This is a genomic window from Polaromonas sp. JS666, from assembly GCF_000013865.1.
In the GTDB taxonomy this organism is placed as follows: Bacteria; Pseudomonadota; Gammaproteobacteria; order Burkholderiales; family Burkholderiaceae_C; genus Polaromonas.
In genome coordinates this window covers 4,422,679-4,442,366 of the sequence record NC_007948.1, presented here as the reverse complement: position 1 = coordinate 4,442,366, position 19,688 = coordinate 4,422,679, and the positions used below count along the sequence as shown (strand labels likewise).

Here is a 19,688-nt window from a genome sequence, read left to right as displayed (position 1 = left end):
TGCTCCATGCTGGCACATCTACAAAGACTCATCACCCTGACCCTGGTGGCCGCGGCCTGCGGCTGGCTGCTTTACTTCGGCAGCAGCAGGCCCTGGCTGGCCATGGCGGGGTTCCTGGTGATCACCTTTGGCCATGCGGCCTTTCTTGCCATCGAATTCATGCTGCTTCGGGTGATCAACAAGGCAGACCCGGTGCCGGTGCCTGAAGCCACCTGGAAAGAGCTTTTGCGTGCCTGGCTGGGCGAAACATGGACGGCGCCGCAGGTGTTCTGCTGGCGCCAGCCCTTTCGTGCCAATGCCATCCCGGACCAGCTTGCACCGCACGCCGTGGTCCACGGGCGGCGCGGCGTGGTGTTTGTGCATGGCTTTTTCTGCAACCGCGGTTTGTGGACTCCCTGGTTGCAACGCCTGCAGGGCCGGGGGCACGCCTTCATAGCCCTCAGCCTGGAGCCCCTGTTCGGATCGATCGACGACTATGCGCCGCAGATCGAAGAAGCCGTCCAGCAGGTCACCCGCGCCACCGGCTTGCCGCCGCTGCTGGTCTGCCACAGCATGGGCGGGCTGGCCGCCAGGGCCTGGCTCAAGCACATGAAAGCCGAGGCCCGGGTGTTCCAGGTGGTGACCATAGGAACGCCGCACAGCGGTACCTGGCTGGCGCGCTTCGGTCATGGCCACAACAGCCGCCAAATGCGTTTGCTGTCCGACTGGCAGGCGCAGCTGGACCATCAGATGCCCGAGGATCGCCACACGCTCTTTACCTGCTGGTATTCCAACTGCGACAACATCGTGTTTCCAGCCTCGACCGCCACCCTGCCCGGGGCCGATAACCGCCTGGTGCGCGGCGCCGCCCATGTGCAGCTGGCGTTTTTGCCACCCGTCATGAATGCCACGCTGGCCATGCTGGACGATCCGTTGTCCTGAGCCAGGTTCATGCCGTTTGTGCGGCCGGTGAGATGCCAATCAAGCCGCAGGCAACGCATGCCCCGGCGCTGGCGGTAGCCCAAGAGGCGCCAGGACCGTTGACATGGTAATTTCGCACAAAAATCGGCGACCAGATTCACTATCCAGATCAGCCGCGACTTTCTACGCTCATCTATTTAGAGGATGGAGCGACTTGAATATGCAAACAATGCTGGATAACGGCCTTTTAAATGCCAGTCTGCCGCTGGCTCCCGGTGGCCTGGATGCGGCCACGGACAATGAGCCGGACCTGATGGCCTTGCTGATGGATGAACTGGCCCATGGTGTGCTGGTCATCAACGTGCAGGGCCGGATTTTCCACGCCAACCAGGCGGCACGCCGCGAGCTTGCGCGTGGTTTTGTGTTGAACGCCAGTCATGGTGAACTCAAAGTCGTTTCATCCACCGATGCCACGGCACTCCAGGTTGCCTTGGGCAAAGCCGTGGACGGCAAACGCAGTCTGCTCAAGTTGACGGCTAGCGGCGCGGATGTCATGCTGGCCGTCATTCCCCTCAATCGCCAGATGGGGGCACCCTGCGAACGCATCGCGCTGTTTTTGTCGCGCCCGGGCGTCTGCGACTCGGGCGTTTTCGGCTCGTTTGCCCGCAGCCATGGCCTCACGCACACCGAAGAGCAGGTGCTGGCCTCGTTGTGCCGCTGCCTGAGCACCCCGGAAATCGCGCTCCAGATGAAGGTGGCTGTGTCAACCGTGCGCAGCCATGTTCGCAGCCTGTGCATCAAAACCGCTTCCAGCGGCGTTCGCGAGCTGGTCAACCGGGTGGCCATCCTGCCGCCCATTGCGCCCCTGCCACTGGGGAAAATGCACTGAGGGTTATCACGGCGTGACGTGACCCGATCCTCCACTTGCTGCCGGCAGGTTGGTTGGTTATCCCGGCACCTTGCTCCGGGTGTTGCCGCATGGCTTGAGCCGTGTTGAGGGGCTTGCGAACTCCGCAAAAGACCGGTTTTGCCGGCGCCAGCATGCGCTTTTGAACGCTCAGGCCCGTCTTTTTGACGCTAACGTGCTAGATTACGCCTCATCATGAGTTCATTTACCGCCTCAGGCGAGGACCTGTACGCCCGTTTGCCCCCCGAATTGCGTGCGCTGGCCGTGCGCGGCATGGTGCGCAGCTACCCCAAAAAGGCGGTGGTGATCAACGAAGCCGAAATTGGCGACAGCCTGTTTGTGCTGCTCAAGGGCAGCGTCAAGGTGTTTTCGATGGACGAAAGCGGCCGGGAGATCACTTTCGGCAGGATTCATGCGGGTGACTATTTTGGTGAAATGTCGCTCGATGGCGGGCCCCGCTCGGCGTCGGTGATCACCGTGGAGCCCTGCACCTGTGCCGTCGTCAACCGCACCGAAGTGGGTGAGCACCTGGCCAGCGCGCCCGAGTTTGCCCTTAATCTGGTGATGCGGGTCATCCGCCGCGCGCGCGACGCCACGGAGGCTGCGCGCAACATGGCGCTGCTGGACGTGTATGGCCGGCTCATCGCGGTGCTTGAAAAGCAGGATGGCCTGACAACCAGCACCACGGCTGCCGGCGTCACGCTCGAAGCCATCACGCACCAGGAAATCGCCAGCCGCGTCGGCGCCTCCCGCGAGATGGTCAGCCGCCTGCTCAAAGACCTGGAAAAGGGCGGTTACATCGAGATGGAAACCAAGCGCATTACGCTGCTCAAGAAGCTGCCCCTGCGCTGGTAGTTATTCCCCCGGCATTTACCTCGCCCCCGCACCGCTGACCGGGCTGCCGCCCAGCTCCGGCATAGGTGCAATTTAAAGCGGCAGCAAGCCGCTACCCTCGAGCTGGGGATCCGGGTTCAGCGGCGGAACCGGCCCTGGTGGCGGCTTTTCGTTGGCAGCCCAGCGTGCCAATTGGGGTGCTGCCACACTGGTGCCCACCAACCGAACCACTGAGGCTCCCCGCGTGCCGGCCGCCAACAGCCCCGGCAGGCTGCGACTCTGATCGGTGACAGCGCCGCAATCGGGGCCCACTCGTGGTCCGCGTGTCGGTCCGGCCGACGAGTAGCGCACATGCTTGCGGTCGCTGTGACGGTAACCTGCCGCAACCAGCGCCCCGGTTCCGGTGGCAATGCCGGTCAAAGTACCGCGCCGGCGTACCAGCGCAGCGCTGCCTGGCGTATCGTCAGTGGCCGATTTCAGGTAGCGCAAAGGGTCGTACAGCGGGTCCACAAAGTAAGACTGCCGGCCCCGGACCATGGTGCCCAGGTTGAAGTCGTCACGGTCTACCCAGGCATGAACCGGCTGGCTCAGCGGCGTTGCTGCCTTGTTGTTGACTTCAACCATCCAGATACCGTGTGGTGCAAGCGGCTTGCTCTTGAAGCTGGAACAGGGCGACAGGGCCACCAGCACCATGGTGCCGTGATTGCCGCGCGAGGTATGCGGCGCGTAGATCACGCCGCAGGAGGGGTTCGCCGTGCTGGGCGATACGATGGCATCGCCCGGTTTGATCCACGGGCTGGCAGGCAGGCCGGGCGGTGTGATTTTGACTTCCACCTGATGCGCGTCCTGCGGTAGCCAGAGCTGGACAAAGCTGGGCGTTTCATCGCCGGGCATGACTTGCCAATGCAGGGTCTTGCTGACACCCGCCTCGAGCTCGAACATGGCGTGCCCTCGTGTCGAAAAGCTGTTGCCGGCCGCCACGGTCAGCGTGAGGCTGGGAAACTCCGCCCCCAGTTCATCGAACGCTTTTTCCAGCATCGCCGTACCGTCATTGGGGCCGCGCTGCGGGCCGAAACTCAGGTTGATGATGATTTGCTCGGTCTCCCCGTCGGCACAACTCAGGATGTAGCGAAGGGCGTCCAGCACATGCACGTCCAGCCACGCGCCGGAAGGGTCCTGCAGGCAGGCACGGGGCAACTGCACAAAGACGATGCCCGCCTCATCACTGGAAGCAACGTCGTTGGCGTCGGCCCAGCTGGGCGGCATGGTGGCACTGCCGACCAGCGAGCCCACCGGCACCTGGCCGGCGAAGACATCGGTGATATGCGCGCCATGCGTGGCGGCTCGGCGCAGGCGGTCGTAGTCGGCGGTGGCGTAGCAGGCGTCTTCGTCCAGCGCATCGTTACGGGTGAATTGGTCAATGAGGTTTTGCAACTGGGCTCCCGAGACTTCATGGCCGCGGCCAAAGTCTGTGGGCACCACGCCCTGGTGCGCAAACGCGCCATGCTGCTCCTGGTCCCACAGCCGGCAGACCCGCGTGTTGCCGGCCGAGTCGCGCAAGTGGTAGTGGGCGAACGCGCAGCCATCGTCAATCACCCCGATGAGGGTTTTGCGCTGAATGCCCCGATCAACGGCCGGGCCGCAGGTAGGGGCGGCGGGCGGAGCGAACTTCGGACGTTCGGGTACCACGGGCAGGCTGATTTCCGCGCGCGCCACGACGTCTTCCAGCGTGGTTTTCAGTCTCTCGAAGAAGGCTGCCGTCGGCCAGGCCGTTAAAAACCGCGGCTGTGCGCCTGGCGCGCGATAAACGCCCGGAATATCGGCAAGTTGCACGCCACCGCCGGACTGCGCCACCAGGTCAGCCACCGTCTTGCCCGCTTTGAGCTCGATCAGCGTGGCAATCTTGCCAGGCGGTTTCAGGCCGCCATAGGGCGCAAAGCCGCAGCCATCGGCCCAGACCAGGTAGGGGTCCAGCCCCGTCAGGGGGTCAGGCTGGGCCCAGTTGACATGGGCCCCGTGGGCTATGGGTTGCCAGCTCATTTGAACTTCACGTCTTCCCACTCTTTCAGAGCCTTGTTCCACATGTACTTGAGCACGCCGCTAACTGCCGCCGTGTCATTGGTGCCAAAGGGTTTGTAAAACGGCGGGGCATCGGGCCCATCCAGCGGCTGGGTAGGCGGCATCAGGTCTTCCTGACCGGTCATCACGGTGCCGTCAAAGAAACGCGGTGTCCATTCGCTTCCGGTCTCGCAGCGCGCCACAAAATACTCACCAAGCGTTTCACCCAGCAAACGGCCGGCAAGGCTGTCTGCCGGGAAATGCACGCCCGCGACGACACGGTTGGTGGCAATGCGGGCGGACTGGCGCTGCAATTGCTCGCTCACCGGATGGGAGTCGGGCAGGTCCAGCAGGCGCTGCAGCACATGCGCGACGATATAGGCCTGCGTGGCGTGCCCGCTGGGCAGGGCGCCATGACCCGGCGTGGTGATGATGGGCTGGATTTGTGCCGAATATTCAATCGGACGCCAGCAGGCCAGCGCATGCTTGAACTGCATTTCCACATTGACTGCCAGCAGCAGCGCGATGTTCATGAGCTCGATCGTTCGCGGCGTGCGTGACGGGTGCAGGTACACGACGGAACCCCAGAATGCGAACTGCGGGTCAATCTGCGCCACGATCTCTGCTGCGCGCTCCTCACGCAAGTCCGCCCAGGACAGGACTTTTTTGACCTGCTCCTTGAACGCGGGAACCCCCGGGCGGTTAAGCCTGGCGAGGGGCTTGGGCGTCACCGTCAATGCGGGAGGGGCATCAGGAGGGCTGCCGACATTGGTCTCCACATGCCACAGCCCGGCGCCATCCGTGCCGACTTTTGAAAACGCCAGCGGCTCCAGCAGCGCAGCTTGTGCAACATAAGCACGTACCCAAGGCTCCCAGCGCTGCATGGCCGCAGGATCGTCCACCGGTGGCAGAACCACAGGGTAGGACCCCAGATCCAGGGGGACCAAGGTGGCATCTCTGCTGGAAATCAGGGTGTAGGGGTTTTGTGGGAAACCATTTGCGCCCAGGGCGGGAAGGTTTCCCGAACCGCCAAATCCACCAAACCCTCCGAAGCCGCCAAATCCCCCGAACCCTCCGAAGCCACCAAACCCTCCAAAGCCGCCAAATCCCCCGAACCCGCCTAGTTGACTCATTTGTTTTTCCTTTTGTGTTGATTTAAATTTGTTCCGGAACGCCGGCATCCCGCAACGCCTGTGCGCACAGCTGGCCTATCGCATAGTTGCTGCTGGGTGAACGTTGAAGAAAGTTTTGCACGGTAAAGTTTGGCTCCAGCAGCATCAGCGATTTGACGGTGGCTCTCGCCTCGTCCAAATTGCCATCCAGAGTTTGCGCGACGGCCAATACCCGATAGGTGGATGTATGCCCTCTGTTGGAGCGCAGGGACGCCGTAGCTAGCTCGATCACGCGCTTGTAGTCTCCGGCCGAGAGCGCTGCAGAGGCCGCTAGCGACTGATAGAAGTACAGCATGGGATCGAGCGGTGACAGGTTCAAGGCTCTGTCGCTGGCTGCGAGCGCTTTGACTCCTTCGTCTCTAAACGAATGCAATACACCAGAAAATAGCCACGCCAGCGAATCGTTCGGATTGGCCGCCAGCGCCGACTCATAGCGCTGCGCGGCACCATCGAGATCCTTCAGCATGTGGCAATGCACGAATCCTTCAATGGCCAACGCCAACGAGCAGCCTGGGTCGACGTCCAGCGCCCGCTGGGTCTGCTCCAGCGCCCGTTTGGTTTCGTCCTTGCCACCTGAAGATAGCCCGCGTGTGACCTGTAGCACGTGCCATTTCGCCAGCCAGGCTCGGGGTGTAGGCAGTCGGCGATGCCGCTCAATCAGGTACTCGAGCATCTCGCGCACACGGTCAAACTCGCTGCGGGTGGAGCGGTGCATCAGGGAAATCGCACCCATCAACAGCGTGGAGCTTTCCAGGTTGGGCAAGGGGCGACTGGCCGCGCGCTGCATTTCAGTCCGCACGATTTGGGCTCCCAACTGCGACACCACTTCTGCGGTGATCCGGTCTTCGCCATGCAACACTTCCTGCACCGTGCTCTTCAGGCTGTCGCCCCACACGGCCCGGCCGGTGCGCGCTTCAATCAGTTCGGTCACCAGAATCAGCTGTTGGCCCAACACCCGATAGGCGCCCGACAGCACATAGCTGGCATGCAGGTGGTTTTGCACCTCGGGCAGACTGGCGTCACGGCCGCGCAAGGCGCTGGTCGACAAACGCGAAATGACGTTCAGGTCCGGCGTGCGCGACAGGGCCGCAATGATTTCTTCAGCCAGTATTTCACCCAGCACCGCGTGGTCGGGGTCCGAGGTGCGGGCGGTGAACGGAATCACGGCAATCGTGGGGCGCAGCTCGGTGTCGTCGGTTGGCAAGGTGACGAATGTTGGCGCCTTGCCTGGCGGTGCCACGCGATAGGTGTGGATGGGCTTTTCTACATGCTTGAGGTAGCACTCCCCCATGTCCTCAATGTCAGCATCGAGCACGGGAACGAGTTGATCGCGAAGCTCGGCAGAAACCACGATCTCGCTGGGCCCGGCCAGGGTGCAAAACCGCGCCGTCAGGTTCACATCTGTGCCGTAGATATCGTGCTGGTCGGTCACAAAGCTGGCTAAGTGCCCACCCATGCGCAGGTGCATCTGCTGCTCAGGGCGCAGGCCGGCGTTGGCCTGCTGGCTGAACTGCTGCAGGGCGAAGGCCGCCCTGACGCCACTTTGCGCATTGGCAAACTCCAGCATCAGGCCATCACCCAGGCTTTTGACAATGCGCCCGCCATGCAGCGGCAAAATTTGCTGCTCCGCCTGCTGCACCAGTTGTTGCCACCGCTGTACAAAGTCATGTTCGTCCTGCTCCATGAGCCTGACCGACTCCACCACATCCATCACCAGCAGCACCTTGGTGCTGCGATGCATGAAATGGGGGAGTTCAATCAGTGAGGAAGACATCGTAAGCGGTGTAACAATTATTCGCCTCCTCATTTTGGAGGAGGAACCGCTCTAACGAAACATTGAATGGGTGGCTGCGCCTCCAGAGCGCCACACACTGTTGTTTTTCAGCGCTGAATTACCGCATCTTCCGCCAAAAGCGCGTTGGCCGCCAGCTCGGGCAGGGTCTTGAGCTGGGCGTACAGCGGCGTGAAGTCGGGCGCCGTCATGTCGAACAGCTGCTGGAAGCTGTCAATCACGAAATAGGTTTGCTGATAGCTATCGATTTTGTAGCGCGTGCGCATGGTGCGCAGCAGATTCAGCGCAATCCGCTGGGGCTCGGGGCTCTGCACGGCGTAGGCCAGCTCGCCGGACGAGCTCAGGATGCCGGCGCCATAGGCCCGCAGGCCGTTCGCCTGGCGGATCAGGCCGAACTCGACCGTGTACCAGTACAGGCGCGACAGCTGCTCGCAGGCGCCCAGGGCATGGGCCTTCAGCCCGCCGGCGCCGTAGGCCTGCATGTGGTCGGCAAACACCGGGTTGAACAGCAGCGGCACATGGCCAAACAGGTCGTGAAACACGTCGGGCTCGACGATGTAGTCAAACTCCGCCGGCGTGCGCAGCCAGTCGGTCACCGGGAACTTGCGGTTGGCCAGCAGGGTAAAAAACGGCACTTCAGGGATCAGCCCCGGCACGGCGACGATTTCCCAGCGGGTGGCCTTGTACAGCCGTTCGTTGATTTCCTCAAAACGCGGAATCCGCTCTTTCGCTCCCAGCAAGGGCAGTGCCGCAATGAATTCATCGCAGGCCAGGCCCGGCACCAGCGCCGACTGGCGCTGATACAGGCGGTGGTAGATGTCGTGGTCTGCCGCGGTATAGGCGGCGTAGTTTTGCGGGCAGGTGTAGTCGGCCCTGACCTGGCCGCCGCGTGAATAGTCGCCCCGCGGTGGCCGGTCGGATTGACCGTACACCACCGGTTCGGGGGCGCCGCCTGCTACTTCAGCCATTGTCCTTCCACCCGCTGGTACTCGCCGCTGGCCTTGGCCAGGTGCAGCCACTGGTCTACATAGGCCTTGAAGGTCACATCGCCACGCGGCAGCAGATAGGCCATTTCGCCGTATTGCAGGGGCTTGTCGGGGTTGATGGCGCACAGCCCGGGCTTGAGCCGTTGCTGGGTGATGGCTTCGGCCGATTCCGTGACGAACACATCCGCGCGGTTGGCCAGGATTTCGTCAAAAATCGTCAGGTTCTCGGGGTTCAGCCGCATCTGCGCCTGCTTGAAGTTGGCGCGGGCAAAGCGCTCATTGCTGCCGCCGGGGTTGAAGATCACGCGCGTCGCCGGCTTGTCGATGTCGGCCACCGTCTGGTATTTGGCAACATCGGCGCAGCGGGCAATCGGCGTCTTGCCGTTGACCATGTAGGCGGTGCTGAAGAAGGCTTTCTTTTGCCGCTCGGTGGTCACCGAGATCCCGCCGACGGCCAGGTCGCACTTGCCGGCCACCATGTCGGGCATGAGGTTGGACCAGCTGGTCTTGACCCACTCGGGCTTCACGCCCAGGCTGGCCGTCAGCGAGGCCATCAGGTCCACGTCAATGCCCTCAAAGGCGCCATCAGGCTTCTGGAAGCTGAAGGGCTTGTAGTCGCCCGGCGTGCAGATGCGCAGCACCCCCGCCTTTTGCACGGCATCCAGGCTGGAAGCCGGCGGCACGCTGGCAGCAGCAGTCTGCGCCGAGGCGCCGGAAAGCATGACGAAGGACGCGGCCGAAACAAGGCCGAGTGCGACCAGGCGGGGCTGCAGTTTCTGACGAAATGACATGGCAATCTCCGGGAGGGTGGGTAAATGGACGGACTTTATTGTGCACTCGCCAAAACCCCTCGGCGCATCTGGTCCAGCTCGATGCTTTCGAACAGTGCCTTGAAGTTGCCTTCGCCAAAACCCTCGTCGCCCTTGCGCTGGATGAATTCAAAGAAGATCGGGCCGAGCTGGTTTTCACTGAAGATCTGCAGCAGAAGCGCGCCTTTCTTGCCGTCCACCAAAATTTTTCGCTTGTGCAGTTCCGCCACATTTTCGCCATGGCCTGGAATGCGCTTGTCGATCAGTTCGTAGTAGGTGTCTACCGTGTCCAGCAGCTTGATGCCGCTGGCGCGTAGCTTGTCCACGGTGGCTGGCAAATTGCCGCTGCCCATGGCGATGTGCTGGATGCCCTCGCCCTGGTAACGGTCCAGGTACTCCTGGATCTGGCCGGCTTTCTCATTGCCTTCCTCGTTGATCGGGATGCGGATCTTGCCGCAGGGGCTGGTCATGGCCTTGCTTTTCACGCCGGTCACCAGGCCTTCGATGTCGAAGTAGCGGATCTCGCGGAAGTTGAACAGGCGCTCGTAGAAGCCGGCCCACTCGTCCATGCGGCCGCGGTGCACGTTGTGCGTCAGGTGGTCAATGTAGGTCAGCCCATGGCCCGTGGGATTCAGCGCCTCGGCGCCGCTCACGCCCGGCAGGGGCTCGAAGTCAACATCGTAAAAACCGATGTTGCCGATATCGCCTTCCCGGGCGCCGTTCTTGCCGCGCCAGCGGTCAATGAAATAGATGATGGAGTCGCCAATGCCCTTGATGGCCGGGATGTTCAGCTCGCCCGGGCCGGCGGTGTGGGCATAACCCCAGGCGCCCAGCGCAATCGCGCGCTCGTAAGCGGCCTTGGCATCCCGCACCCTGAACGCAATGGCGCAGACGCTGGGACCGTGCTGGCGTGCAAAGCGCTGCGCAAATGAATCGGGCTCGGCATTGAGGATGAAGTTGATGCCGCCCTGGCGGTACAGCGTCACATCTTTATGGCGATGCCTGGCAATCGGCTTGAAGCCCATGCGCTCGAACAGCGCGCCCATGGCCTGGGGGTCCGGCGCGGCGTATTCGATGAACTCGAAACCGTCGGTGCCCATGGGGTTGTCCCAGGCGGCGCCTGTTTCGAAAGATAGGGGTGCGTTCATGGAGTCTCCAGAAATATTGGATTGACGATGGGCTGACTTGGTTCGGCTTGGCCTGGCCCGGCTGTTGGCGTGTGACTGGTTACGGAGTCCATTCACTGACTTCAACTGACCTCACCTGGCTTCGGCGGCCAGCTTCAAGAGGCAACTTTAGCGGCGCTGGCGGTCTTTTTTATTGCAAACTGGGGCGTGTAAATTGCCATTGACGCAACAAACCTGCAAAATATCGAGAATGGAAACACTGGACAAGCTTGATCGACATATTTTGCGCAGCCTGCAAGCTGACGGGCGGGCAACCTATGACCAGCTCGCCGAGCAGGTCAGCCTGTCGCCCAGTGCCGTGCTGCGGCGCGTGAAGCGGCTGGAGGAGGCCGGGGTCATTGACCGCTACGTCGCGCTGGTCAAGCCCGAGTCGGTTGGTTTGGGGCTGACCGCTTACCTCAATGTCCGGCTGGAGAAGCACACCGAAAGCCACAAGCGCAACCCGATGGACCTGTTTCGTGCCAGCGTGCAAACCTGGCCCGAGGTCGTGGAGTGTGCGGCCCTGACGGGTGAGATGGACTACCTGCTGCGCGTGGTGGTACAGGACATGGCGCACTACAGCCGCTTTATCATGGACACCCTGCTCAAGCACCCCAGCGTGCAGGACTGCAAAACCAGTTTTGTGCTGGACCGGGTGAAAGCGACGACGGCCGTGCCGCTGTAGCAGGTCGGCCGGCTGAGCCGCCCGGAGCCGGTGGTTTTGGGGAAATGGCAGACATTCAGCGCCTGCAAATGTTGCTGCGCCGCAACATTTTTAGGGTTGGCGGTGAGATTTGCTATTGATTTGGTAGCTAACATCCGGCGTGTTTATTGGGAAAATGCGAGTCTAATGTGGTTTTGGGTGGGCCTCCCTATTGAGGGGCTTCCAAACCCCTTCGACTGGAAAATCTAGGGAAAACCCTTATATTTGAGCCATGGTTACACCCAGCGCACTTTTGAAGGCTTCTCTCCACGCGGGCAAGGAGTTCTTTCGCCCCCCCGTGGACGAGGGCGCAGCGCGCCCGCCGGCCGCTTCTCCCGCGGCGCAGGTCATGGTGCCCATCCGCTCCATCGGACCCAGCCATGGCGAACGCATCGCCACGCACCTGCTGGCGCTCAGTGCGCATGACCGCTACCTGCGCTTTGGCTATGCGGCCAACGACGAGCAGATTCGCCGCTATGTCGACGGGCTCGACTTTGAGCGCGACGAGATTTTTGGCATCTACAACCGCAAACTGCAGTTGATTGCCATGGCCCACCTGGCGTTTTCGACCGACCCGGAGCTCAAGAGCTGCGCGGAGTTTGGCGTTTCGGTGCTGGCCCAGGCGCGGGGCAGGGGTTATGGCGCGCGCCTGTTTGACCGCGCCGTGATGCATGCCCGCAATGAGGGCGTCAACATGATGTTCATCCACGCGCTGAGCGAGAACACGGCCATGCTCAACATCGCCCGCAAGGCCGGCGCCACGATTGAGCGCGACGGCTCCGAGAGCGAGGCCTACCTCAAGCTGCCACCGGCCAACCTGGACTCGCGCGTGACCGAAATGGTGGAAGAGCAGATCGCCCAGACCGACTACCGCCTCAAGGTCCAGGCCAAGCAGTTCTGGGACTTCCTGGGCGTGCTCCAGGAGGTCCGGCAGGGCGTGCGCGATTCGCGCGACCGCATGCCGATGTAGCGGCGCGGGGGTGATCCCCCGCTTGACCTCCCCGGTTCCAGACTCCGCCTCCCGTGGCCAGGCCCGTCATTCGTTTGACGATATTCCGGGTTTTTCCTGTGGGCGCACCGCGGAGGGCTCCGACAGCTTGTGGGCCCGCCACCAGTCGAGGAGTTTGTCGAAATCACCGTCAAAGACCTGGTGCTTGAGGGCCTCCGAGATGTGGGAGCAAAAGACCGCATCTGCAAACCCAAGAAATTCCCGGTTGGCACGCCGGTCGCACATCAGGTAGGACGTCTTGAGCTGCTCGGCGGAAAGCCCGGCGAACTCCTCCCTGCCGGGCTGACCGTGGGCGCTTAAAGAGCAGAACACGAGGGAAAAGCCAATTCTGAGCAAGGGCAGGTTTTTCATCTGAATACCTCCAGGAGAGCTATTGCCCGTTATTGCCAAAAAGCACTGAACTGCGCCCGCGGACAAGCCCGACCGGGCAGCTTCATGTTCCTCCGGTCGGGCTCCCAATTCAAGTGGCAGGGTGGCGACTTTGACGTGACGCGTTGGCGGCGTTTCTGTGGAAAAGTTACCCTCCGGCGCGCCGCGCGGCGGCAGGCTGTTGTTGGGACATGCCGTCAGCGGTGGATTGGCCTGATGCGCGGCGGCGTTGCGCCATGGAATTGCGCTATCCTTGGCAGCTTCACAACTACCGAACACCCTTCGTGTCCGACACCCCCCCCAGTCGATCTTCCAGGCCGGAAGACAAGCGCGGCTTTCTGCAGAAGCTGGCTGAAATGCTCCACCCCGGACCCGACTCCAAAGACGAGCTGATAGAAACCCTGGTCGAAGCCCAGGACAACGAAGTCATTGGCGCCCAGAGCCGCGAAATGCTCGAAGGCGTGATCCGCATGGCCGATATGACGGCCGGTGACGTGATGGTGGCAGCGCCGCGCATGGATGTGATCAACATCGACGCGCCCTTTGACGAATTGCTGCATCTGGTGATTGACACCGCCCACTCGCGCTTTCCGGTCTACGAGGGCGAGAAGGAAAACATTCTGGGCATCCTGATGGCCAAGGACCTGCTCAAGCTGCAGCGCGCGCCGGAGCTCAACATCAAGGCGCTGCTGCGTCCGGCCGTGTTTGTGCCCGAAAGCAAGGGACTGAATGATTTGCTGCGCGAGTTCCGCGGCAACCGCAACCACCTGGCCATCGTCATCGACGAGTTCGGCCGTGTCGCCGGCCTCATCACGATTGAAGACGTGCTGGAGCAGATCGTGGGCGAGATCGAGGACGAATTCGACATTGCCGAGGACGAAGGCGACATCTTCGGGCTCTCGGACCACACTTACCGGGTCAGCGGCGACACCTCGATCGAACGCGTCAACGAGGCGTTTGGCGTCACGCTGCCCGAAACCGACTTCGAAACCATTGGCGGCCTGGTGGCGCACGAGATGGGCCATGTGCCCAAGCGGGGCGAACATTACGCGCTCTCCGGCCTGCAATTCACGGTGCTGCACACCAAGGGTGGAGCCGTGCGCTGGTTCAAGGTGTCGCCTGTTGTGGCCAGGGCCTGAGCCCTCTGAAAAGAAAGGGACCGATGGAGCCGAGTTCAATCCAAAGCATGATGTCTGCGCTGCCGACCTTGCCGGCGCTGCTGCAACACTTCGGTCAGACACCAACGCGCAGTCGCCTGTCGTGGCTCCAGTTCGTGATTGTTCTGGTCGCCGGCAGTGCTCATGCGGCCAGCCTCGCATGGCCGTTTCCCTTTGTCTTTGCGCAAGGCCAGCCCTTGTGGGGCCTGCAATTGCTGGCGCTGACGCTGCTGGCAGCGCAACTCGATGGCTGCCGGTCCTGGGGGCGCACCGCCTGGCTGGGCGGGACATTTTCCGCTGCCATGCTGTGCGGCACGTTCTGGTGGCTGTTCATCTCCATGCATGACTACGGCGGCCTGGCTGCGCCGCTGACGGTGCTGGCCATTGTGCTGCTGGCGGTGTTTCTGGGGCTGTACTATGCCGCCGCCGCTGCCTTGTTTGTCGTGCTGGCCCCCGCTCAGCGGGCGCAACGTGCATTGGTTTTTGCCGCGCTCTGGCTGCTGGCCGAGCTGGCCCGCGTGAAGCTGTTCACCGGCTTTCCCTGGGGAGAAGGCGGCTATGCCCATGTGGACGGCTGGGCCAGGCCGCTGGCGGCGTGGGTCGGTGTGCACGGGCTGACCTTTCTGGCCGCGCTGGTGGCGGCCTCGCTGGCCGTGTGCCTGCGCGCGCGCAAGACCCGCTGGCTGGCAGCGATCAGCCTGGTTTTTGTCAGTGTGGCGGTGGCCTGGCTGCCGGCGACGGACGTAGCCTACGGCCAGGACCAGCCTCCCCTGCTGCCGGTGACGCTGCTGCAGGGCAACATTCCCCAGAACGAAAAATTCCAGCCGGGCACCGGTGTGGTCACGTCGCTGCGCTGGTACGGCGAGCAGTTGCGTGATGCGAAGACCGCGCTGGTGGTCGCGCCTGAAACCGCCATTCCCCTGCTGCCGCAGCAACTGCCCCCTGGCTACTGGCAGGCCGTGCAGGGGCGTTTTGCCGTGGGTGAACAGGCCGCGCTGATAGGCATGCCGCTGGGCAATACCCAGACGGGTTACGCCAACTCGGTGCTGGGGCTCAAGCCGGCTTCATCAACGGGTTCATCGCCCAATCCCGCCCAGCCCTACCGGTATGACAAGCATCACCTGGTGCCGTTTGGCGAATTCATTCCACCGGGGTTCCGGTGGTTCACCAACATGATGAACATCCCGCTGGGTGACTTCAACCGCGGCACGGTGGTGCAGGCTTCCTTCGACTGGAAGGGCCAGCGGCTGGCTCCCAACATCTGCTACGAAGACCTGTTTGGCGAGGAGCTGGGCGCGCGCTTTACCGATCCGGCGCTGGCGCCCACCATGTTTGTCAACCTCAGCAACATTGCCTGGTTTGGCAACACCGTGGCGATTGACCAGCACCTGCAGATCTCGCGCATGCGGGCACTGGAGTTCAGCCGGCCCATGCTTCGGGCCACCAACACCGGCGCCACCGCCATCATTGACCACCGCGGTCAGGTGACGCATGCGCTGCCGCGCCACACACGCGGTGCGCTGGTTGGCGAAGTGCAGGGGCGCAGCGGCATCACGCCCTATGCCTGGTGGGTGTCGCGCTATGGCCTGTGGCCGCTGTGGGCGCTGGGCCTGGGGATTGCGGGGCTGGCGCTGGTGCTGCGCCGCCGCTGAGCCCTTCTCGCGATACGCGATATCCGGCCTGCTCAATGGCTGGACGCCATCACCCCGCGCAGCAAGTCTGGCAGCATGCCCAGCAGGCGCAAGGCGTCCTGGCCCGGCGGCGTGCTGGTTGCAAAGTACATCTGCAGCGGAATCGGTGCAAAGTCATGCAGTGCCACGGCACTGATGGATGACGGATCCAGGTTGCTGGCCGTCAGGAAGTCGACCACCGTCCAGCCCATGCCGCGCTTGACCAGTTCCAGCGCCAGCCGGGAGGTGTGCACCTGCAGGCCGGCCGGCGCCGTCAGCCCCAAGTGGCCGGCCAGCTCGTCAATCGACTGGCACATGGGGTCTTCGCCCACCAGCCGGATCAGTGGCATGCTGGCCAGAAACGACATCGGGTTCAGGCGCCGGGTGCGTACGGCGCGCAGCCAGACATCCCGCGTCACCGCCAGATAGAGTGGCCCCCTGACCAGCATCTGGCTGGTCAGCAGCGGGTGCGGGTGCTCGTAGTAGCCCAGCGCGAAGTCGACGCTGCGCGTGAGCAGGGCCTGCACCATCTGGTCCTGGTGCAGGGTGCGCACTTCAATCTTGACGCGCGGATAGCGGGCCAGGTGCTTTTCCAGCACCAGCGGCAAGAACTCATGGCAGATGGACGGGATGGCGGCCAGCCGCACCTGGCCGTCGTCAGCCTGCCGCAAATTGAGCGCAATGCGCTTGAGTTCATCGAGCTTGCAATGGATCACTGTCGACTCTTCGAACAGCACCCGGGCTTCCGGCGTGGGGGCCAGCGTGCCCTTGCCGCGCGTGAACAGCTTGTAGCCCAGCTGGAGCTCGGTATGCGCAATGGTCTTGCTGACGGCCGAAGGCGTGATGCAGATCAGGCGCGCGGCCGCGCTCATGTTGCCGGCCTGCATGACGGCCTGAAAGACTTCAAGTTGCCGGAGGTTCATGGCTTGGGAGGGGTGTGAGTTTTGTTCACACCCTGCGCTTGATTATGCATCGCTGCGCCTGTTGGCCATGGCTACGATGAGCCACCTTTCGCCCTGAGGCGCGGGGGCAGATCGTGGTGCAGCAAGGCCCCCAGGCCCAGGCTGCCTGTCAGTTGGCTTTTATTCAATGATCAGGAAACAACCGAATGCAAGTGAAGTTAAACATCCAGAAACTGGTGGCGGGTATGGGTCTGGCCTTTCTGGCCACGTTCGCCGCAGCGCAGGCTGCCAAGCCCAATGTGGTGATTCTGGCCACGGGCGGCACCATTGCCGGCGCCGGTGCGTCTGCCCTCAACAGCGCCACCTATGCCGCCGCCAAGGTGCCGGTCGACAAGCTGCTGGCGGGCCTGCCCGAGCTGGCCAATGTGGCCAACATCAAGGGCGAGCAGGTCTCGCAAATTGCGTCTGAAAGCTTTACCAATGACAACCTGCTCAAGCTCGGCAAGCGCATTTCGGCGCTGGTGAAGCAGCCCGATGTGGACGGCATTGTCGTGACCCACGGCACGGACACGCTGGAAGAAACGGCTTACTTCCTGAACCTGGTGATCCGTACCAACAAGCCCATCGTCGTGGTCGGCTCCATGCGGCCCGGCACGGCGCTGTCGGCCGACGGTGCGCTGAACCTGTTTGATGCCGTCAGCGTGGCGGCCAGCAAGGACGCCGCCGGCAAGGGCGTGCTGGTCACCATGAACGATGAAATCCAGAGCGGGCGCGACGTCAGCAAAACCATCAATATCAAGACCGAGGCCTTCAAGAGCCAGTGGGGCCCGCTGGGCATGGTGGTGGAAGGCAACAACTACTGGTTCCGCGCGCCGGTCAAGCGCCATACCCTGCAGTCGGAGTTCAATATCGACGAGATGGACGCGCTGGCGCCGGTTGAAGTTGTCTACGGCTACGGCAATGTCTCGCGCACCGCGCTGGACGCCGTGGGCAAGTCGGGCATCAAGGCGCTGATTCACGGCGGCACGGGCAATGGCTCGGTGGCTGACCGCATCGTGCCGGCGCTGCAGGATGTGCGCGCCAGAGGCATCCAGGTGATTCGCTCCTCGCGCGTGCCCGATGGCTTTGTGCTGCGCAACGCCGAGCAGCCTGATGATAAATACGACTGGGTGGTGGCGCATGACCTGAACCCGCAAAAGGCGCGCATCCTGGCGGCAGTGGCCATGACCAAAACGGTTGACAGCAAGGAACTGCAGCGGATTTTCTGGCAGTACTGACTCGTTACGCGGCACGCGCCGTTGTAAAAAAAGGCGGGCCTTGCGGCACCGCCTTTTTTTTTGTGGTTCACCTTGCTCAGAGCTGGCTCATGCCGCCGTCCACGATCAGCTCGGTGCCGACAATGAAGGCTGCCGCCGGCGACGACAGGTACACGACGGCGCTGGCCACTTCATCGGGCGTGCCGAAGCGTTTCAGCGGAACCTGCGCCTGAATGCCGGCGGCCAGCGCATCGAGCTGGTCGGCGGGCACACCCAGCTTGCCATAGAGCGGCGTTTGCACCGGGCCGGGGCTCACCACGTTGACACGGATGCCGCGGCTGATCAGTTCACCCGACAACGTTTTGGCCAGCGAAATCAGCGCAGCCTTGCTGGCGGCGTACACGCTGGAGTTCGGCATGCCGATGTGGGCGTTGATGGAGCCATTCAGGATGATGGCCGCGCCCGTGTTGAGCAGCGGCGACAGCGCCTGGATGGTGAAGAAGGCGCCCTTGACGTTGGTGTTGAAGGTCTGGTCCCAGATGTCTTCTTCAACGGCCTCGAGGGGCGCGAATTTCGCCACGCCGGCGTTGACGAACAGCGCGTCCAGTGTGATGCCCTGCTCTTTCAGGCTGGCCGCCAGGGCTTTGGCGGCGTGGATATCACCGGCGTCATGGCGCAGGGCCACTGCGTTGGCGCCGAGCTCGGCACGAGTCCGGTCCAGCGCGGCCTGGTCGCGGCCCGTGATGATGACGCGTGCGCCCTGTTTGGCAAATTGGAGCGCGGTGGCCAGGCCGATGCCGCTGCTGCCGCCGGTGACGAGTACGGTTTTGTTGTCAAAGTTCTGCATGATGATTCCTTGGGTTGTGTGAGGAGGTCTGGAGAAGGTGTGGAGGAAGTCGGTGTGCGATGTGCCCGCCGATGGATGAACTGTAGGATTTACCTTTGATTGGAAGAAGACCTGAAAAGTGGTTTAATCATTCAGTTTTTATGAATTTAAGGGGCTGGTGGTGGACCGCTTGCGTGCTTTCGAGGTGTTCGCCTCCGTGGTGAGCCGGGGCAGCTTCACGCGGGCAGCCGACGCCCTCGACACCTCCCCGGCCAATGTCACGCGCTACATCAATGAGCTGGAAGCCCACTTGGGCACGCGGCTTCTCAATCGCAGCTCGCGCAAGCTGTCCCTGACGGAGAGTGGTGAGGCGCTGTATGAGCGCAGCAAATCCATCCTGGAAGAAGTCGCCGAGGCCGAGGCGCTGGCCTCGTCGGCCACCCTGCAGCCGCGCGGGCGCTTGCGCATCAATGCGCCGGTGAGCTTTGGCATCCGGCATCTGGCGCCGCTGTGGCCGCTATTCATGCAGGCCTATCCCGAGGTGGAACTGGACATTGCGCTGAGCGACCGCGTGGTGGACATTGTGGAAGAGGGCTACGACCTGGCCATCCGCATCTCACGCGCCGGGTCGGCCTCCCATGCGGCGCGCAAGCTGGGCACTTCCCGCAACATCGTCTGCGCCTCGCCGGCCTACCTGAAAGCGCACGGGCAGCCCGAAAAGCCCGCAGACCTGGTGGGGCACCGGTGCCTCGGCTACACCTATGCGGCCACCGCCAACGAATGGCATTTTGTGGATGACGCGGGTCGGCCGCACATGGTCAAGGTGAATTACGTCATGCATGCCAATAACGGCGACACGGCGCGCGAAGCGGCGATTGCCGGGCAGGGCGTCATCTGGCAGCCGGCCTTCCTGATCGGGGACGATTTGAAAGCCGGGCGGCTGGTTGCCCTGATGCCCGGCTACCGCATGCCCGACATCGACGTGCTGGCCGTCTACCCCAGCCGCCGCCACCTGAGCGCCAAGGTCCGGGTCATGGTGGACTTTCTGGTGGAGGCCTTCCAGCCCGTCCCTTCGTGGGAAGTCCCGCCGGGGCCGGGCGTGACGGAGAAGGCGATCGCCCGGGCGGCCCGTCATCGCCGCGTAAAATGAACGGTTTAGCGATGGCCATCCG

The 19,688-nt window shown here is 62.8% G+C and carries 18 protein-coding genes; 9 read left to right on the top strand and 9 right to left on the bottom strand.

Annotated features, from left to right (window positions below; translation table 11 throughout):
• Nucleotides 1–6: 6 nt before the first annotated feature.
• From BPRO_RS21080 to BPRO_RS21070, 3 genes are all read left to right on the top strand, one after another.
• Entirely contained in the window at nt 7–921 is a 915-nt protein-coding gene (locus BPRO_RS21080) for an esterase/lipase family protein (protein ID WP_011485102.1), read from the top strand.
• Between the two features lie 199 nt (nt 922–1,120).
• A complete protein-coding gene (locus tag BPRO_RS21075; protein ID WP_011485101.1) occupies nt 1,121–1,789 on the top strand; it encodes a helix-turn-helix transcriptional regulator in 669 nt (222 codons plus the stop codon).
• 213 nt (nt 1,790–2,002) lie between these two features.
• Entirely contained in the window at nt 2,003–2,662 is a 660-nt protein-coding gene (locus BPRO_RS21070) for a Crp/Fnr family transcriptional regulator (RefSeq protein WP_011485100.1), read from the top strand.
• 72 nt (nt 2,663–2,734) lie between these two features.
• Here the strand turns inward: BPRO_RS21070 and BPRO_RS21065 are convergent, their stop codons facing one another.
• From BPRO_RS21065 to hppD, 6 genes are all read right to left on the bottom strand, one after another.
• Nucleotides 2,735–4,681, bottom strand: a complete 1,947-nt coding sequence (locus BPRO_RS21065) for a S8 family serine peptidase (protein WP_011485099.1) — start codon at nt 4,679–4,681, stop codon at nt 2,735–2,737.
• Entirely contained in the window at nt 4,678–5,832 is a 1,155-nt protein-coding gene (locus tag BPRO_RS21060) for a phosphatase PAP2 family protein (protein ID WP_011485098.1), read from the bottom strand. The genes BPRO_RS21065 and BPRO_RS21060 overlap by 4 nt, the downstream gene beginning before the upstream one ends.
• A gap of 22 nt (nt 5,833–5,854) precedes the next feature.
• The gene (locus tag BPRO_RS21055) at nt 5,855–7,612 is read right to left on the bottom strand and encodes an adenylate/guanylate cyclase domain-containing protein (RefSeq protein WP_232291441.1); all 1,758 of its coding nucleotides are present in this window, start codon (nt 7,610–7,612) and stop codon (nt 5,855–5,857) included.
• A gap of 140 nt (nt 7,613–7,752) precedes the next feature.
• Nucleotides 7,753–8,631, bottom strand: a complete 879-nt coding sequence (gene phhA / locus BPRO_RS21050; protein ID WP_011485096.1) for a phenylalanine 4-monooxygenase — start codon at nt 8,629–8,631, stop codon at nt 7,753–7,755.
• Nucleotides 8,619–9,440, bottom strand: coding sequence for a transporter substrate-binding domain-containing protein (locus tag BPRO_RS21045; RefSeq protein WP_011485095.1), 822 nt, complete (start codon nt 9,438–9,440; stop codon nt 8,619–8,621). The genes phhA and BPRO_RS21045 overlap by 13 nt, the downstream gene beginning before the upstream one ends.
• A 35-nt stretch (nt 9,441–9,475) precedes the next feature.
• Nucleotides 9,476–10,606: a 4-hydroxyphenylpyruvate dioxygenase gene (gene hppD, locus BPRO_RS21040; protein ID WP_011485094.1), complete on the bottom strand. Its 1,131-nt coding sequence runs from the start codon at nt 10,604–10,606 to the stop codon at nt 9,476–9,478.
• Between the two features lie 229 nt (nt 10,607–10,835).
• On the opposite strand from hppD, the gene BPRO_RS21035 reads away from it, so the two are divergent.
• Both BPRO_RS21035 and BPRO_RS21030 read left to right on the top strand, forming a co-directional pair.
• The gene (locus BPRO_RS21035) at nt 10,836–11,309 is read left to right on the top strand and encodes an Lrp/AsnC family transcriptional regulator (protein WP_011485093.1); all 474 of its coding nucleotides are present in this window, start codon (nt 10,836–10,838) and stop codon (nt 11,307–11,309) included.
• 250 nt (nt 11,310–11,559) lie between these two features.
• Nucleotides 11,560–12,297 (top strand): GNAT family N-acetyltransferase, encoded by a 738-nt coding sequence (locus tag BPRO_RS21030; protein WP_011485092.1) that lies wholly within the window; start codon nt 11,560–11,562, stop codon nt 12,295–12,297.
• Between the two features lie 66 nt (nt 12,298–12,363).
• Here BPRO_RS21030 and BPRO_RS21025 read toward each other — a convergent pair whose 3' ends face one another.
• Nucleotides 12,364–12,687: a hypothetical protein gene (locus BPRO_RS21025; protein ID WP_011485091.1), complete on the bottom strand. Its 324-nt coding sequence runs from the start codon at nt 12,685–12,687 to the stop codon at nt 12,364–12,366.
• Between the two features lie 374 nt (nt 12,688–13,061).
• Here BPRO_RS21025 and BPRO_RS21020 point away from each other — a divergent pair, with 374 nt between their 5' ends.
• Together BPRO_RS21020 and lnt are read left to right on the top strand one after the other, a co-directional pair.
• Entirely contained in the window at nt 13,062–13,844 is a 783-nt protein-coding gene (locus tag BPRO_RS21020; protein ID WP_369794717.1) for an HlyC/CorC family transporter, read from the top strand.
• 23 nt (nt 13,845–13,867) lie between these two features.
• Complete coding sequence (gene lnt / locus BPRO_RS21015; RefSeq protein WP_011485089.1) at nt 13,868–15,514, top strand: apolipoprotein N-acyltransferase; 1,647 nt, start codon at nt 13,868–13,870, stop codon at nt 15,512–15,514.
• Nucleotides 15,515–15,546: 32 nt separating this feature from the next.
• Here the strand turns inward: lnt and BPRO_RS21010 are convergent, their stop codons facing one another.
• The gene (locus BPRO_RS21010; RefSeq protein WP_011485088.1) at nt 15,547–16,455 is read right to left on the bottom strand and encodes a LysR family transcriptional regulator; all 909 of its coding nucleotides are present in this window, start codon (nt 16,453–16,455) and stop codon (nt 15,547–15,549) included.
• 224 nt (nt 16,456–16,679) lie between these two features.
• Here BPRO_RS21010 and BPRO_RS21005 point away from each other — a divergent pair, with 224 nt between their 5' ends.
• On the top strand, nt 16,680–17,711 hold the full coding sequence (locus BPRO_RS21005) for an asparaginase (RefSeq protein WP_049764281.1): 1,032 nt from the start codon (nt 16,680–16,682) through the stop codon (nt 17,709–17,711).
• Nucleotides 17,712–17,787: 76 nt separating this feature from the next.
• Here the strand turns inward: BPRO_RS21005 and BPRO_RS21000 are convergent, their stop codons facing one another.
• Nucleotides 17,788–18,537: an SDR family oxidoreductase gene (locus BPRO_RS21000; protein WP_011485086.1), complete on the bottom strand. Its 750-nt coding sequence runs from the start codon at nt 18,535–18,537 to the stop codon at nt 17,788–17,790.
• Nucleotides 18,538–18,697: 160 nt separating this feature from the next.
• Here BPRO_RS21000 and BPRO_RS20995 point away from each other — a divergent pair, with 160 nt between their 5' ends.
• Nucleotides 18,698–19,666, top strand: coding sequence for a LysR family transcriptional regulator (locus BPRO_RS20995; protein WP_011485085.1), 969 nt, complete (start codon nt 18,698–18,700; stop codon nt 19,664–19,666).
• Nucleotides 19,667–19,688 lie beyond the last annotated feature (22 nt).

Excerpts from the sequence above, each read along its gene's own strand:
- BPRO_RS21080 (WP_011485102.1), top strand. The coding sequence starts at position 7 with ATGCTGGCACATCTACAAAGACTCATCACCCTGACCCTGGTGGCCGCG.
- BPRO_RS21075 (WP_011485101.1), top strand. The coding sequence starts at position 1,121 with ATGCAAACAATGCTGGATAACGGCCTTTTAAATGCCAGTCTGCCGCTG.
- BPRO_RS21070 (WP_011485100.1), top strand. The coding sequence starts at position 2,003 with ATGAGTTCATTTACCGCCTCAGGCGAGGACCTGTACGCCCGTTTGCCC.
- BPRO_RS21065 (WP_011485099.1), bottom strand. The coding sequence starts at position 4,681 with ATGAGCTGGCAACCCATAGCCCACGGGGCCCATGTCAACTGGGCCCAG.
- BPRO_RS21060 (WP_011485098.1), bottom strand. The coding sequence starts at position 5,832 with ATGAGTCAACTAGGCGGGTTCGGGGGATTTGGCGGCTTTGGAGGGTTT.
- BPRO_RS21055 (WP_232291441.1), bottom strand. The coding sequence starts at position 7,612 with ATGCATCGCAGCACCAAGGTGCTGCTGGTGATGGATGTGGTGGAGTCG.
- phhA (WP_011485096.1), bottom strand. The coding sequence starts at position 8,631 with ATGGCTGAAGTAGCAGGCGGCGCCCCCGAACCGGTGGTGTACGGTCAA.
- BPRO_RS21045 (WP_011485095.1), bottom strand. The coding sequence starts at position 9,440 with ATGTCATTTCGTCAGAAACTGCAGCCCCGCCTGGTCGCACTCGGCCTT.
- hppD (WP_011485094.1), bottom strand. The coding sequence starts at position 10,606 with ATGAACGCACCCCTATCTTTCGAAACAGGCGCCGCCTGGGACAACCCC.
- BPRO_RS21035 (WP_011485093.1), top strand. The coding sequence starts at position 10,836 with ATGGAAACACTGGACAAGCTTGATCGACATATTTTGCGCAGCCTGCAA.
- BPRO_RS21030 (WP_011485092.1), top strand. The coding sequence starts at position 11,560 with ATGGTTACACCCAGCGCACTTTTGAAGGCTTCTCTCCACGCGGGCAAG.
- BPRO_RS21025 (WP_011485091.1), bottom strand. The coding sequence starts at position 12,687 with ATGAAAAACCTGCCCTTGCTCAGAATTGGCTTTTCCCTCGTGTTCTGC.
- BPRO_RS21020 (WP_369794717.1), top strand. The coding sequence starts at position 13,062 with ATGCTCCACCCCGGACCCGACTCCAAAGACGAGCTGATAGAAACCCTG.
- lnt (WP_011485089.1), top strand. The coding sequence starts at position 13,868 with ATGGAGCCGAGTTCAATCCAAAGCATGATGTCTGCGCTGCCGACCTTG.
- BPRO_RS21010 (WP_011485088.1), bottom strand. The coding sequence starts at position 16,455 with ATGAACCTCCGGCAACTTGAAGTCTTTCAGGCCGTCATGCAGGCCGGC.
- BPRO_RS21005 (WP_049764281.1), top strand. The coding sequence starts at position 16,680 with ATGGGTCTGGCCTTTCTGGCCACGTTCGCCGCAGCGCAGGCTGCCAAG.
- BPRO_RS21000 (WP_011485086.1), bottom strand. The coding sequence starts at position 18,537 with ATGCAGAACTTTGACAACAAAACCGTACTCGTCACCGGCGGCAGCAGC.